This is a genomic window from Thermococcus sp. (genome assembly GCF_026991495.1).
GTDB lineage: Archaea > Methanobacteriota_B > Thermococci > Thermococcales > Thermococcaceae > Thermococcus.
This window is the reverse complement of the sequence record NZ_JALXBJ010000068.1, coordinates 1-13,054: the sequence shown is the minus strand read 5'-3', so window position 1 is coordinate 13,054 and position 13,054 is coordinate 1. Positions and strand designations below refer to the sequence as shown.

Annotated in this window: 18 protein-coding genes; 6 read left to right on the top strand and 12 right to left on the bottom strand. The window is 55.5% G+C overall.

The features are described 5' to 3' along the window. Positions 1-257: oligopeptide/dipeptide ABC transporter ATP-binding protein (locus MVB78_RS08285; RefSeq protein ID WP_367271003.1), on the top strand; the 257-nt coding region annotated here is incomplete at its 5' end. A 4-nt stretch (positions 258-261) separates the two neighbouring features. After that, the gene (locus tag MVB78_RS08280) at positions 262-1,239 is read left to right on the top strand and encodes an ABC transporter ATP-binding protein (RefSeq protein WP_297490214.1); all 978 of its coding nucleotides are present in this window, start codon (positions 262-264) and stop codon (positions 1,237-1,239) included. On the opposite strand, the gene MVB78_RS08275 is transcribed toward MVB78_RS08280, so the two are convergent. Beyond that, positions 1,206-1,832: a hypothetical protein gene (locus MVB78_RS08275; protein ID WP_297490212.1), complete on the bottom strand. Its 627-nt coding sequence runs from the start codon at positions 1,830-1,832 to the stop codon at positions 1,206-1,208. The genes MVB78_RS08280 and MVB78_RS08275 overlap by 34 nt on opposite strands. 56 nt (positions 1,833-1,888) lie before the next feature. Between MVB78_RS08275 and MVB78_RS08270 the strand changes: the two genes are divergently transcribed. Continuing rightward, positions 1,889-4,048, top strand: a complete 2,160-nt coding sequence (locus MVB78_RS08270; RefSeq protein WP_297490224.1) for an ATP-dependent DNA helicase — start codon at positions 1,889-1,891, stop codon at positions 4,046-4,048. On the opposite strand, the gene MVB78_RS08265 is transcribed toward MVB78_RS08270, so the two are convergent. Next, complete coding sequence (locus tag MVB78_RS08265; protein ID WP_297490222.1) at positions 4,041-4,373, bottom strand: hypothetical protein; 333 nt, start codon at positions 4,371-4,373, stop codon at positions 4,041-4,043. The two genes, MVB78_RS08270 and MVB78_RS08265, sit on opposite strands and share 8 nt — an antisense overlap. A 103-nt stretch (positions 4,374-4,476) precedes the next feature. Here MVB78_RS08265 and MVB78_RS08260 point away from each other — a divergent pair, with 103 nt between their 5' ends. Then, positions 4,477-5,046: an AAA family ATPase gene (locus tag MVB78_RS08260; protein WP_297490220.1), complete on the top strand. Its 570-nt coding sequence runs from the start codon at positions 4,477-4,479 to the stop codon at positions 5,044-5,046. On the opposite strand, the gene MVB78_RS08255 is transcribed toward MVB78_RS08260, so the two are convergent. After that, entirely contained in the window at positions 5,015-5,824 is an 810-nt protein-coding gene (locus MVB78_RS08255) for a ZIP family metal transporter (RefSeq protein ID WP_297490211.1), read from the bottom strand. The genes MVB78_RS08260 and MVB78_RS08255 overlap by 32 nt on opposite strands. Before the next feature lie 226 nt (positions 5,825-6,050). Between MVB78_RS08255 and MVB78_RS08250 the strand changes: the two genes are divergently transcribed. Then, positions 6,051-7,265: a radical SAM protein gene (locus MVB78_RS08250; protein ID WP_297490209.1), complete on the top strand. Its 1,215-nt coding sequence runs from the start codon at positions 6,051-6,053 to the stop codon at positions 7,263-7,265. Between the two features lie 347 nt (positions 7,266-7,612). Here MVB78_RS08250 and MVB78_RS08245 read toward each other — a convergent pair whose 3' ends face one another. Next, positions 7,613-9,058: a hypothetical protein gene (locus MVB78_RS08245; RefSeq protein ID WP_297490207.1), complete on the bottom strand. Its 1,446-nt coding sequence runs from the start codon at positions 9,056-9,058 to the stop codon at positions 7,613-7,615. 119 nt (positions 9,059-9,177) lie between these two features. On the opposite strand from MVB78_RS08245, the gene MVB78_RS08240 reads away from it, so the two are divergent. Further along, complete coding sequence (locus tag MVB78_RS08240) at positions 9,178-9,417, top strand: hypothetical protein (RefSeq protein ID WP_297490205.1); 240 nt, start codon at positions 9,178-9,180, stop codon at positions 9,415-9,417. On the opposite strand, the gene MVB78_RS08235 is transcribed toward MVB78_RS08240, so the two are convergent. From MVB78_RS08235 to MVB78_RS08200, 8 genes are all read right to left on the bottom strand, one after another. Further along, positions 9,414-9,695: a type II toxin-antitoxin system RelE/ParE family toxin gene (locus tag MVB78_RS08235; protein WP_297490203.1), complete on the bottom strand. Its 282-nt coding sequence runs from the start codon at positions 9,693-9,695 to the stop codon at positions 9,414-9,416. The genes MVB78_RS08240 and MVB78_RS08235 overlap by 4 nt on opposite strands. Positions 9,696-9,741: 46 nt before the next feature. Then, positions 9,742-9,906: a hypothetical protein gene (locus MVB78_RS08230; protein WP_297490201.1), complete on the bottom strand. Its 165-nt coding sequence runs from the start codon at positions 9,904-9,906 to the stop codon at positions 9,742-9,744. Between the two features lie 37 nt (positions 9,907-9,943). Next, positions 9,944-10,588, bottom strand: coding sequence for a nucleotidyltransferase domain-containing protein (locus MVB78_RS08225; protein WP_297490199.1), 645 nt, complete (start codon positions 10,586-10,588; stop codon positions 9,944-9,946). Between the two features lie 16 nt (positions 10,589-10,604). Beyond that, entirely contained in the window at positions 10,605-10,886 is a 282-nt protein-coding gene (locus MVB78_RS08220) for a HEPN domain-containing protein (RefSeq protein ID WP_297490197.1), read from the bottom strand. 169 nt (positions 10,887-11,055) lie between these two features. Continuing rightward, positions 11,056-11,403: a desulfoferrodoxin family protein gene (locus MVB78_RS08215; RefSeq protein WP_297490218.1), complete on the bottom strand. Its 348-nt coding sequence runs from the start codon at positions 11,401-11,403 to the stop codon at positions 11,056-11,058. Positions 11,404-11,413: 10 nt separating this feature from the next. Then, positions 11,414-11,575 (bottom strand): rubredoxin, encoded by a 162-nt coding sequence (rd, locus tag MVB78_RS08210; RefSeq protein ID WP_297490216.1) that lies wholly within the window; start codon positions 11,573-11,575, stop codon positions 11,414-11,416. A 78-nt stretch (positions 11,576-11,653) separates the two neighbouring features. Next, complete coding sequence (locus MVB78_RS08205; RefSeq protein ID WP_297490195.1) at positions 11,654-12,169, bottom strand: rubrerythrin family protein; 516 nt, start codon at positions 12,167-12,169, stop codon at positions 11,654-11,656. Between the two features lie 87 nt (positions 12,170-12,256). Continuing rightward, on the bottom strand, positions 12,257-12,976 hold the full coding sequence (locus tag MVB78_RS08200; RefSeq protein ID WP_297490194.1) for an FAD-dependent oxidoreductase: 720 nt from the start codon (positions 12,974-12,976) through the stop codon (positions 12,257-12,259). Between the last annotated feature and the right edge of the window lie 78 nt (positions 12,977-13,054).

The following is a 13,054-nucleotide window of genomic DNA, read 5'->3' as shown; positions in this document are numbered from 1 at the left end:
AGATAGGAGACATCGACCAGATCTTCCACAACCCCCTCCACCCCTATACTGCCGCACTCCTCAGGGCGGTTCCAAACCCGCTCAAGAGGATAGAGAAGCTTGAGAGCATCCCGGGGACGGTGCCGAACCTGATAACGCCCCCCAAGGGCTGCCGCTTCCACCCGAGGTGCCCCTTCGCAGAGGAGCGCTGCAGGAGGGAAGTCCCCGAGCTTAAGGAGATAGAACCCGGCCACTGGGTGGCCTGCCACCGCTACTGAGGTGATGACGATGGAGCCAGTACTCAAGGTTGAAGGCCTGAAGAAGTACTTCCCGGTCAGGAGCCTCCTCAGAACGGTCGGCTGGGTGAAGGCCGTTGATGGAATAGACTTCGAGATATACCCCGGTGAGACCTTCGGCCTCGTCGGCGAGAGCGGCTGCGGAAAGACCACAACTGGCAGAACAATCCTCAGGCTCATCGAGCCCACAGAGGGCACCGTACTTTTCAACGGGAAGGACGTGACAGAGCTGAAGGGCAAGGAGATGCTCTGGTTCAGGAGGCACGCCCAGATAATGTTCCAAGATCCATACTCCTCCCTCGACCCGAGGCAGACAGTCTTCAACATCATAATGGAGCCCGTGAAGTTCCACGGGATAGAGGTTGACGACCCCGAGGACTTCGTGATAAGGCTCCTTGAGAGCGTCGGCCTCAACGAGATGCACCTCTACCGCTATCCCCACGAGTTCTCGGGCGGGCAGAGGCAGCGCATAGCCCTCGCCAAGATACTCGCCCTTCAGCCGGACTTCGTCGTCCTGGACGAGCCCACGTCGGCTTTGGACGTCTCCGTTCAGGCGAACATCCTCAATACCCTCAAAGACCTCCAGAAGAAGCACGGCTTCTCGTATCTCTTCATAAGCCACGACCTCGGCGTCGTGAAGTACATGAGCCACAGGATGGGCGTTATGTACCTCGGCAAGCTCGTCGAGGTCGGCCCTGCTGAGAGGATATTCGAGAACCCGCTCCACCCGTACACGCAGATGCTCCTATCGGCCATACCGATACCCGACCCCGAGCTCGCGAGAAAGAAGAGGAGGATGGAGGTAAAGGGCGAGCCCCCGAGTCCCATAAACCCGCCCTCCGGCTGCCGCTTCCACCCGAGGTGCCCCTTCGCCAAGGCCGGCCTCTGCGACAAGAAGGAGCCGCCGCTGGTCGAGGTCGAGAAGGACCACTACGTCGCCTGCTGGCTATACGGGAAGGCCTGAGCCTTCTCTTCCATTTCCCTGAAAAGGAGTGCGTCCCTGAAGAGCGCCGAGAAAAAGGCCGTTCTGAAGATCGAATCCTTCCTGAGGAGGCCGGTGTAGACGGCGTCCCTTCCGGCCCGGCTTCTGACCTCCCCTTTCTCGACCCAGAGTTTTCTGTAGGCGACCCCTTCCTCCACTATTTCAGCACCCTCAACCTCCCCCCAACTCCCAGCGCCGAGGATGGCCTTGAGGAGGGCCAGTCCAAAGGAGTTCTCCCTCTCTAAGTCGGCGAGCATCTCGTCCTCGATTATGTGTCGCCTGTAGCCGGTCGGAACCCCGAGGAACCTCAGGACGTTCCAGTGCCTGATGTGGGATATTCTCTTCTCCCTCATCTCCCGGGCGGTCTCTTCGAGGTTCAGGAAGAGCTCCCTGAGGAACTCCCCAACGTTCTCTTTAAGGAGGACTGGAAGGGGTCTCTCAGCGGTCTCAGATAGGGCCTCCTTTGAGGGATCCTTTATCAGGAGCGCCTTCCTCGGTTCGAGCGAGACGAACTCCGTGAAGTATGCGTCGATGGCAAACCTCCCGCGCGGCGTCCTGAAGAGTACGAACGGCACCTCCATAGCAATCCCAAAGGTATTTAACCCCGCCCTCAATAAGCCTTGCGGTGAAGATGAAGGTTGACGAACTTCCCGTTGACGAGAGGATAAAGCGGATCATCATGGGGAGGGGCATAGAGGAGCTCTATCCGCCCCAGGCCGAAGCCCTCAAAACCGGTGTTTTAAAGGGGAGGAACCTCGTCCTGGCCATCCCAACCGCGAGCGGGAAGACGCTTGTGAGCGAGATAGTCATGGTGAGCAGGCTTTTAGAAGAGGGCGGTAAGGCCGTCTATTTGGTTCCCCTCAAGGCCTTAGCGGAGGAGAAGTACCGCGAGTTCAGGGAGTGGGAGAGCTTGGGGATAAGGGTCGCGGCAACCACTGGGGACTACGACTCGACCGATGAGTGGCTCGGGAAGTACGATATAATAGTTGCCACCGCTGAGAAGTTCGACTCCCTCCTGAGGCACGGGCCGGGCTGGGTTGGGGACATCAAGGTGGTCGTGGCCGATGAAGTTCACCTCATAGGCTCCTACGACAGGGGGGCGACTTTAGAGATGATACTAAGCCACCTCCTCGGAAGGGCGCAGATCTTAGCTTTAAGCGCGACCGTTGGAAACGCAGAGGAGTTAGCCGAGTGGCTCGACGCGGATTTAGTGGTGAGCGACTGGCGCCCGGTCGAGCTCAGGAAGGGCGTCTTCCACCTCGGAACCCTCTTCTGGGAGGACGGAAGAGTTGACCGTTATCCAGAGAACTGGGAGAGTTTAGCGGTTGACGCCGTGAAGAGGGGCAAGCAGGCCTTAGTTTTCGTGAACACGAGGCGCTCTGCCGAGAAGGAGGCGATAAGTCTCTCCTCCAAGGTCTCCAGGCTTTTGACAAAGCCTGAGAAAAGGGCCCTTGGGGAGCTCGCTTCTGGCATAGAGGACAACCCGACAACGGAAAAGCTGAAGAAAGCCCTGAAGGGGGGTGTTGCCTTCCATCATGCTGGCCTTGGAAGGGCCGAGAGGACGCTGATAGAGGACGCCTTCAGGGGTGGGCTGATCAAGGTTATAACGGCGACGCCGACGCTGGCGGTTGGAGTCAACACCCCCGCCTTCCGCGTCATAATCCGCGACACCAAGCGCTACTCAGGCTTCGGCTGGACAGACATTCCCGTCTTGGAGATCCAGCAGATGATGGGCCGCGCTGGAAGGCCGAAGTACGACAAATTCGGTGAAGCAATCATAGTCGCGAGAACTGAGGAGCCGAAGAAGCTCGTCGAAAAGTACATCCATGGAAAGCCGGAGAAGCTCTTCTCCATGCTCGCCAACGAGCAGGCTTTCCGGAGTCAGGTCTTAGCGCTGATAACCAACTTCGGCGTTGAGAACTTCCGCGGGCTGGTTTCATTTCTTGAGAGAACCTTCTACGCCCACCAGAGGGGTGATACCGCTTCACTCGAATACAAGGCCAGGGGCATCGTCCAGTTCCTCGTCGAGAACGAGTTCATTGACGTTGACCTGAACGACCGCTTCATAGCACTTCCCTTCGGAAAAAGGACTTCGCAGCTCTACATTGACCCGCTGACTGCCAAGAAGTTCCGCGACGCTTTCCCGAGGCTTGAGGAGAACCCCAACCCATTTGGAATATTCCAGCTCATAGCCTCGACACCGGACATGGCGACGCTCACCGCGAGGAGGCGTGAGATGGAGGACTACCTCGACTTAGCCTACGAGTTCGAGGACGACCTCTACTCTGGGATACCCTACTACGAGGAATCCAGCTTCCAGCCCTTCCTCGGGGAGGTGAAAACGGCCAAAGTCCTCCTCGACTGGATAAACGAGGTTCCCGATGCGAGGATATGCGAGGCCCACAACGTAGACCCCGGCGATCTGTACAGGATTTTGGAGCTGGCAGACTGGCTTATGTATTCCATGATAGAGCTTTACAGGCTGTTCAGCCCGAAGAAGGAGGTTCTGAGGTTTCTCACAGACCTGCACCTCCGCCTGAGGCACGGCGTTCGTGAAGAACTCTTGGAACTCGTCAGACTGCCCAACATCGGAAGGAAGAGGGCCAGGGCTTTATACAACGCCGGCTTCAGAACGGTTGAGGAGATAGCGCGGGCAAAGCCTGCCGAGCTCCTGAAGGTCGAGGGGATAGGTGTCAAAGTGCTGGAGGGGATATACGGGCACCTGAACATCGGAAGGGAGCTGGGAAAGGCCGAGAAGAGAAGGAAAACGCTGGAAGACTTTTTCAAATAGCCTCCTCCACGTTCCCGCTCCAGAGAACGGTCATGCTCCTGCCCGGGTTGAGGCCGCGCTCGTGCGCCTTGGTGTAGAGCCTTCCGCCGGTTCTCTGGCCGAGGAAGTAGGCCAAGACGAAAACGAGTATCAGCGGCGCCCCCTCCAAATTCCAGCTCAGGCCCGCCATGTAGCGCATGAGGACGACCAGCGGGACGGGTAGGTGAACCGCTAAAGCCCACTCCGCCTTGTTGCCGGTTCTCTTAGCGTGCGCCCTCCAGAAGCCGAACGGCATGTTTGCGAAGAAAGTTACAATGAGTCCGACGGTGAACCACATGGCGTTCATGTCCCTCACCCTATCGGTTTTATTGATAAACCTTAAAAAATTTTGCGGCCCTAACAAAGCCTAAGTTTTTTAAGAGCCTCCGGCACTACACCGGGTGGGCACAATGATAGTGATAATCACCGGAATGCCCGGTTCTGGGAAGAGCAGAATAGTGAAGGAGTTCGAGAGAAGGGGCTTCCCCAGCGTTTCTCTCGGCGATATCGTGAGGGAGGAGACGGTAAAGCGCGGCCTTGATCTGACGAAGGAGAACGTTGCAAAGGTGAGCATCCGTCTGAGACAGGAGCTCGGCCAGAACGCGGTTGCGAAGCTCGCGGTCGAGAAGGTCAGGGGACTGCTCGGAAGGAGCAGCGTGGTCGTCGTTGACGGCGTCCGCTCCCTGGACGAGGTCGGGACCTTCAGGGGCGCCTTCCCGGACGAGAGAATAGTGATCGTAGCCGTCCACACACCGCCGAGACAGCGCTTTAGGAGGCTCAGGAGGCGCGGCAGGCACGACGATCCAAAGAGCTGGGAGGAGTTCGAGGAGAGGGATTGGAAGGAGCTGAAGTTCGGCATAGGGAACGTCATAGCGATGGCCGACTACATGATCGTCAACGACGGTTCAAAGGAGGAGTACGAGAGAAAGGTTAGGGAGACCGTTGGGCTCATCCTAACATCGAGTCGAGGAAGAGCATGACGTAGAAGCCCGCGAAGAAGCCGAGAGTTACGAGGGTCTCGCTCTCCTCCCTCCTGTATATCTCCGGTATCATCTCCTTGACCGTTACGTAGAGCATCGCGCCGCCGGCCATTCCGAGGCCGTAGGGCAGAAGCCAGCTGAAGAGGGTGAAGAAGTAGGCACCGAGCAGGACCATCGCCATCTCGGCGAAGCCGCTGAGAACCCCCATGAGGATCGGCTGGAGTCTCTTTTTCTGGATGGCCGCGAGCGGGAGGGAAACCACGGTTCCCTCAGGAAAGTCCTGTATGCCAATAGCTATCGTCGTGACGAGGCCGACCTCGAGGTTGTAGACGAGGGAGGTCCCCACGGCGAGGCCCTCTGGCAGGTTGTGGATTATAACGGCTATAACGAGGAGCCACACCTTTCTGAGGCGCTCCTTCATCGACCTCGGCCCCTCGTAACCCTTAACGAGGTGCTCGTGGGGCAGGAGGCGGTCTATCGCGTAGATGAGCAGAACGCCGAGGGCTATGCCTATTCCCGCCGGGGAGAAGGAGCCGGTGCTCTCTATCGCGGGGAGGATGAGCGATGTGAAGGCGGCGACTATCATAACGCCGGCGGCGAAGCTCAGCGCGAAGTCAACGCCTTCCTCGGGGAGGCTCTTGGCGAATATGGCAACTAAGGCGCCGAGGGAGGTCATTATGGCGACGAATAGGCCGGCGTAGAAGGCAACCCACATGGTGCTGCCGTTTGACAGGTTGAGTATCCACTCCGCGAGGCTGGCTATGAAGTTCTCGAGCATGCTCCCACTGCCCCCTTTATTAGGGTAACCTAACAGTCTTAGGGTTTTAAAGGTTTTGGTGGAAGCGTATTTAAGGAGGGAGCGTAAATTGGTGGGGGTGCAAGGGATGGAAGAAAAGAAGAGAGGCTATCAAAGAGCTCCACGGCGATCCATTATGGAGAAGCATCGGACTGCTCGATACGGAGGAGGAAGACCTGAGCGAGAGGGATGAGTGGGGCGTGGTGGAATGGGAAAGCGAGTGAGGGGCAAGCCGCTCCTCTACGGCGACGGGAAGGTCTTCTTAGCCTTCTGCCCTTCCTCCGGCGGAATATTCGAGCTTGAGCCGGAGGAGTTCAAGGCCCTGAAGGAAAACCTTCCAGAGGCCGAAGAGCTGAAAAGGGTCATGCTCGAATACGACGGTGAAAAATACACGGTTGGAGACTTCATAGGACACCTAACAAGCCTCGGGATAGAGCTTGAGAGGCTCAACGCTCCAGCTGTTGTTATCTTCGAGCTAACCCGAAACTGCAACCTCAACTGCAAGCACTGCATAGTCTCGGCCGGAAGGCCGCTTCCAAAAGAGCTTAAAACCGAAGAATGGCTGAAGCTCGTCGACGAGATAAGCGATTACGCGGTTAGACTCACCCTCACCGGAGGGGAACCGTTAATCCACCCGGGCTTCTTCCGAATCCTCAAGCGCGCGAAGGAGAAAGGCCTCTCGATACGGCTCCTCACGAACGGAACCTTAGTTGAGGAGCACTCCAAAGAGCTTGGAGGGCTTTTGGATGCGAGAATTGATGAAGTCCAGGTTTCCCTCGACGGCCTAAAGCAAGCCCACGACTCGATAAGGGGGGAAGGAAGCTACGCGAAGGCCATCGCGGGAGTCAAAGCGCTCGTAAGGGAAGGCCTTCCGGTTTCAGTTGCGTTCACGTTGATTCCAGAGAACAGGGGCGAGGCTTTAGGGCTATACCGCGAGGTCGCGAAGCTCGGGATAGAATCCTTCAGGATAGCGTGGGGCCTGCCAGTCGGGAGGCTGAGGAAAGCCGTTCCCTACGCCGAGTATTTGAAGACCGTTGAAGAAGTGAAGAGAGCGAGTGAGAAGCTCGGCGTCCCGGTTTCGGGCGGTGAGTTGGGCGCCCCCCTGGAGGTCAAGGCTGAATCCTTCTACCCCTGCGCGGCCGGGACCTCGCAGGTTTTTATAGCCTCAACGGGCGACGTCTACCCGTGCCTCGTCCTCAGGTACCCCTTCTTCCGCTTCGGAAGCGTGCGGGAGGAGAAGCTCATCGATATCTGGCGGAAGAGGGGGTGGGAGAGGCTCAAGCGGGACTTGAGCGGGAGCGATTGCGAGAAGTGTCCGCTGTTCAAGAGTTGCAGGGGCGGTTGCCCGGGCGAGAGTTTGATCTACCGCGGGGATTACAACGCGCCGAGTCCCGCGTGCAGGATGAGGGTGGAGAAGGGATGATGGTGTTCCCACCAAAAAGATTTGGGTACCATGTATTACGGTAATCTCTAATTTCTTCTCCAGAAGTAAAGAATCGATATCTCAATAGTCCCCCGGTATCTGGTAGTTGAGCGCCACTGCGATCTTGATCAGCTCGGACTCCCTCACGGCGACGGGGTGGATGTGGACTCTTAGGCGGGCGTGAAAAATAATTGAGAAAAAAGAAAGATACGCTTACTTGAAGCACACGTTCTGGCAGGCGTCCACTAATACTGACACAAGGGGTATCTCCTCACTCGGGGAGGGAGGGCGAAAGGCTGAATTATGGTGCCGCTCTACGAATACCGGAACAATGGCTTTCATTTCGATCACCTCTTCTCGTGGTGGTACCCATATACTTTCTTGCCTACCTTTTTCATTATGATCTTCTTTATTTCTAAAAGATCTTTTTTGCTAAGTCTCTTACCAAATCCATACTTCTCAGGGTGTGATTTTATATCTTGCAAGAGCCTTATCGTTTCTAGCATAGCTATGATCCCAGCACGCGTTTCGGCTACGACGTGGTCGTGGCTATATCCTGGCCGACCATTTCGATATTCTTTATCGGTAAAGAGCCATATAAATTCTTCCCCCAGCTTTTTGGCCACCACGCCCTTTGCATTTTTTATTTTTTCTGTAGCTACTTTTCCAAGCCTATCAAACGAGTGTTTCTTCGCTGCCCTGTCGTGGATCTCTTTCACCATATCCACATATTCCTGTATTTGTTCAATTGCCCTGTCCAGATCTTCGACCTTTTTTATATTCATCTCAAACAATCTGCTGCCTATGAGGTCAATTCCTGGACTATCTGGCCCCGCAACGTGCGGAATCTCCTTGAGATCCTTGTGCGGCGGGACAATGATCCTCCCGTCCGCCTTCCTTATGATATCAATGTCCGTACCGGGGTATTTCTCCACCTTGTCTCCCGGCTCCAGGGGAACCCCCCTGAACTCCCCCACGTAGTTCTTCTTTGGCGGTGGCGGCAGCGCTTCTTTCTCTCCCCTGAGCTCTGCCAGCGCATCCTCCTCGATCTTTCTTATTTCTTCCTCTGGAACCCCTTTCATCCTCAGCAACGACCTTACTCCACTATCCTCTAAGAACACCCCTGGCAGCTCGTTGTATAGCTTCACGTGCAGCTTATGCAGCTTCTTCAGGTCCTCAGCATCTGCCAGATCCTTGACGATGACGTGCGGCGACGGGTGCTTTAGCAGTGCCTCAAACGCCTCTAACTCATCGGACAGCCCATACTTCTCCTTATACTTCTTTACGATCTTCTTGAACACCTTCCCTGCTTCGATCATATCTGGAAATACCCTCTTCAGCCTCTCCTTGTCCTCATCTGGGATTTCCATTGTATACATTACCCTATCTAGCGCTTTGCGCACGTCTATGTTTTCGATTTTTGTGAGAAAGTAGCCTCCCCTTGCATCGTGCCCTATCAACTCGTCGTGTATCGGCTTCGTTACCTCTACACTGCCCCTTACTTTCCTGCTCGCCGTGCCCGCCTTCGTCAGCGCGAACAGCCTTATCAGGTATGTGGGCACACCATACCCGATAGAGTCTGCCCAGCTGGTGACGTGTGTTCCCCACCATGGAGCTGTGGCTTCCTTGACGATATCACTCTTCTTGAAGTCTTCACTCATCCTTGGAGTAAGAATCCCTTTCATATCTGGGTGCTCCTCCAATATTGCCCTTGTGTGTCTTGTCCTACTTAAATTGTGTCTTTTCCCCAGCGGATCCGTCGTATAGACCTCCGGAAACGGCACCATTACCACCTGATGACAGAATAAACGGCGTCGGTGTATTTAAGGTTTTCCCGGAAGGGCTTTCCATGGGGCGGCGGGGGAGCGGAAACCTATTTAACCCCTGACGACGACCCAACATCGGTGGGAGAATGAGCGAGGCGGTTAACCCCTATGTCCTCCTCCGGAAGCTCGACCGCATTGAGAGGGAGCTGGAAGACCTGAGGGTCATGCTGCTCAAGATGGTCTCCGAAGAACTCCCGGAGGAAGAGGTGGATGAGGAAACGCTAAGGGAGCTTGAAAAAGGCCTGAAGGACATGATGGAAGGAAAAGTAAAAACCCTCAGCGCCGACGAGGCCATAAGACTCCTTTCGGAGGAGCTTGAGGACTAACGCTTTTTATACGCCCTTCCTCTCGGTTCGATTCGAACAACGTACACGACCTTATCCTCCCAGTCCACGGCATACAAAACCCTGTAATCCCCAAGGCGGAGGCGATAGGCGTTCAGGCCCAAAATCTTTCGGTTGGTCAGGGGCTTGACATCGTAACCATCTGGCAGGGGGTTTTCCTTAGCGTCCCGAAGGAAGTCCATAAACCGCTTAAGATGGGCAGGCTTGAGAAGCCGGGGAGCGGATTTAACGACCCTGGGATGAACCCGAACGCCGAACATAGGGGCACCTCAAGGAGATCTTTTCGAGAGAATCCAGCGGCGAGTACTAAATCTCATACACCTCTTCGCGAAGCTTCATAAGCTCCCTCGCGTCGGCCTTCCCCAGCATTCCAATCCTGAACTCCCTGGCGTATTTTTTAACGAGCTCTCGGAACTTCTCCTCCCCGGATAAGATGGCTTCAACTTCGGTTTCAACAGGCATTTTTCCCACCACCTTAATATAAGCGACCCTCCTAAAATAGCTCTCCCTAAAGCCTGTAGAACAGATCCGCGCCCTTTAGCAGGGTGAAGGCCTCGTATCCAACGCCCCAGAGGTCGAGGAACTCCTTAAAGCGGTAGGTGTTCCCTATCGGGACAAGGACAACCCAGGCCCCAAGCTGAAGCGCATCGAGCTCCTTCAGAATGCCTCCCTTTCCGTCCCTGCCCCTGAGGGCGTACTGGAACCTAACGCGATCTTTCCTTTCCATCCCGCGGAGCGTGAAGCGGAAGAGCGTGTATGCCTCCCCGTTCATCAGCTCGGCCAGTGGTTTCCCCCTGGTGAGCGAGAACCCCTCTATAACGACACCGAGTGAGGCCAGGTTGTTCGGGTCGAAGAGGTCTTCGATGGCAATCGTCCTAATGTCCAGTCTCTTCCCGGGAAGAATCCCCTTCAGTTCTGCCTTGAATTCGAGCACGATGCTCCTACCCTCGGCCGGATGCAGTCTCTCCCTCGTTAGGATCATGATGTCAACGTCATTTGGGAGGGGCTTTCCAATCACGGTGGAGCCGTATAGAACCACATCAAAGACCTCCCGATGTTTTTCAGCAAACTTTCTGGCGGCTTCACCAAGGGCCTTAGCGGAATCCCCATGAAGCGAGAGATCAGAGGGAAGAATAAACTCTGTGGACGTCACTTCTCAGCACCTCCATTCACTCCCTTTCAACCCGCTTCATGTAGGAGCTTCTGTAGTAGTTGAAGTGAAAGTCCACCACATCGTAAAGTTCCGGATACCTCTCCTCCAGTATCCTGAACCTCTCGGTGTGGTTCCGGGGCAGTCTACCGGTATCCCTCAGAATAACGTAGTCACACAGCGCCACTAAGGCCTTGAAGTAGAGGTTCATCGCCGAGTTGTAATGGCCCTTTGAAAAGAGCAGATCGGCATCTTCCATGTACTCCTTTGCGTTTTCCAACAACTCAGTGGGAGCCGTCATCTCTCCACCTCGTTATCATGATAACGAAAAGGATATATATAAGGCCTTTGGTTATCATGGCAACAAATCTCAATGGGTTAGGTTTTCCGTTATCATGACAACACCACCAAGCGGCAAACCTTTGAGGAACCCCTTAAAGCGGCAGAAAAGGGAAAGCGAAAAAGGAAAATCACTCGAGCTGAACCTCGTTCTCCCAGAGGCCGTGGATGTTGCAGTAGCTGAGGGCGTAGAGCTTGCCCTTCTTGTTTGTCCTGAAGAAGAAGACAGCCCTCGGCTCGCTGAGCGGGTCGCCGTGGTTGGTAAAGGCCACCCTGCCGACCATTATGGGGAAGTTCTCCCCCTCGGGGTGGAAGTAGAGCTCGATCCAGGCTATGTGGTGCTCCGGGGTGTTCGGGTGCGGTATCTCCTTGCCAACGCTGACCTCGACCTTGACGAGGTCGCCCTCCTTCTCGTACTCTATAACGGGGACGTGCTTCTCCCCCTTCCAGTCTCCGCTCTTTACCGTTCCGCTAAGCATCTCCACCACCTCACTCTATCCTCTCGAACATGTCCTTCGGGGCGCCGCAAAGCGGGCAGACCCAGTCCTCCGGAAGCTCTTCGAACTTGGTCCCGGGCTCCACCCCCGACATGGGGTCGCCCTCGTCCTCATCGTATATGTAGCCACAAACCATGCACTTCCACTTGGCCATTTCTTTCACCACCCTAATGTTCTTAGGCCACCATTATAAGGTTTGTGGTTCAAACCTGTGAAATGGAAAAACGAAAGCTCACTCGAAGACCACGAACCTGTCTTTGGGGGTTCCGCAGATTGGACAGTAGTCGGGAACCTCGTCAACTGCGGTGTAGCCGCAGACCGGACAGATGTAGACCTTCCCTATCTCGATGTCCTCGCCTTTCTCGGCCTTCTCCTTGGCCTTGGCGTAGAGCTCGGCGTGAATCTTCTCCGCCTCAAGGGCGTAGTGGGTGGTTCTCACAGCTTCCTTCTCCCTCTGGAACTCGGCGGCGTTCTTGAAGACCGGATACATCTCCTCTACCTCGTAGGTCTCGCCCTCTATCCCGGCCTGCAGGTTCTCCGGTGTTTTACCAAGGTTTCCGAGGGCTATGAAGTGGTTCTTCGCATGGACGAACTCGGCGTAAGCGATTGCCCTGAAGAGCCTGGCTACCTTTGGGAAGCCCTCCCTCTCGGCCTGCTCTGCGAAGATTAGATACCTCATGTGGGCCATGCTCTCGCCCGCGAAGGCATCCTCCAAAAACTTCCGGGTCATTTTCCTCTTCACGACCATGTTATCACCCGCGAAACTCTGCAAAAGTAAATGGAAGGCGGAGTATATAACGATTTTCCAAACCAAAGGTTTGGAGTGAATTTAACTTCAGTCGGGGGGAAATCCCTCCCTGATGCTCTTTTCGAGCCTGAGGGCCTTCCCCGTATTCCCAAGAACGACCGCACCAACGGGTTTTCCGCCCTCGTAGAAGACCTTCACCTCCTCATCGAGCCACCTGCCTTCACCGCGCGTTCTCCCGATGATTGCCAGGCTTAAGTCCGCGAACTTGAAGACCGCCGAGCGGAAGAAGTCGTAGCCTGCTTTCCCGCCCTTCACTATTTCGGCGAGCGCCCTGGCCTGCTCAACCGCCCCCTTCGCGGTTCCGGCTATTGTCCCGTTGTGCTCCGCACAGTCGCCGATGGCGTAGACGTTTTTCGCGGAGGTTCTAAAGTGGTCGTCTATCAGAACGCCCCTTCCCGTCTGTATCCCGATCTTAAGGGCCAGCTCGATGTTTGGAGCGATCCCGTAGGCACAGACCTTGAGCCTGCCGGAGATGCTTCCCCTATCGGTTTCAAGTCCTTCCTCAGTGGCCCTGAGAACTTTAGCATCGAGGTGGAATTCGACGCCAATCCCTTCCATCCTTTCCCTTATCCTCTCGCTCACCTCTTCGTCGAGGCCGAGCAGGTTTTTCCTGCGGTGAACGAGCCTAACTTTATAACCGGCCTCTGCAGCGTTGCCGGCGAGTTCAAGGGCTATGAAGCCTCCCCCAAGGATTCCTTTTTTTCTTTTGAAAGCCTTGCCCTTTGGGGCGGGGATGCAATAAACCACCCAAAAGCCATCAAGCGAGAAAGCAAACCATTTTAAAACCCAAAGACAATACCATACTTTGAAATGAAACAAACAGTA

Excerpts from the sequence above, each read along its gene's own strand:
- MVB78_RS08280 (WP_297490214.1), top strand. The coding sequence starts at position 262 with ATGACGATGGAGCCAGTACTCAAGGTTGAAGGCCTGAAGAAGTACTTC.
- MVB78_RS08270 (WP_297490224.1), top strand. The coding sequence starts at position 1,889 with ATGAAGGTTGACGAACTTCCCGTTGACGAGAGGATAAAGCGGATCATC.
- MVB78_RS08265 (WP_297490222.1), bottom strand. The coding sequence starts at position 4,373 with ATGAACGCCATGTGGTTCACCGTCGGACTCATTGTAACTTTCTTCGCA.
- MVB78_RS08260 (WP_297490220.1), top strand. The coding sequence starts at position 4,477 with ATGATAGTGATAATCACCGGAATGCCCGGTTCTGGGAAGAGCAGAATA.
- MVB78_RS08255 (WP_297490211.1), bottom strand. The coding sequence starts at position 5,824 with ATGCTCGAGAACTTCATAGCCAGCCTCGCGGAGTGGATACTCAACCTG.
- MVB78_RS08250 (WP_297490209.1), top strand. The coding sequence starts at position 6,051 with ATGGGAAAGCGAGTGAGGGGCAAGCCGCTCCTCTACGGCGACGGGAAG.
- MVB78_RS08240 (WP_297490205.1), top strand. The coding sequence starts at position 9,178 with ATGAGCGAGGCGGTTAACCCCTATGTCCTCCTCCGGAAGCTCGACCGC.
- MVB78_RS08235 (WP_297490203.1), bottom strand. The coding sequence starts at position 9,695 with ATGTTCGGCGTTCGGGTTCATCCCAGGGTCGTTAAATCCGCTCCCCGG.
- MVB78_RS08220 (WP_297490197.1), bottom strand. The coding sequence starts at position 10,886 with ATGACGGCTCCCACTGAGTTGTTGGAAAACGCAAAGGAGTACATGGAA.
- MVB78_RS08215 (WP_297490218.1), bottom strand. The coding sequence starts at position 11,403 with ATGCTTAGCGGAACGGTAAAGAGCGGAGACTGGAAGGGGGAGAAGCAC.
- rd (WP_297490216.1), bottom strand. The coding sequence starts at position 11,575 with ATGGCCAAGTGGAAGTGCATGGTTTGTGGCTACATATACGATGAGGAC.
- MVB78_RS08205 (WP_297490195.1), bottom strand. The coding sequence starts at position 12,169 with ATGGTCGTGAAGAGGAAAATGACCCGGAAGTTTTTGGAGGATGCCTTC.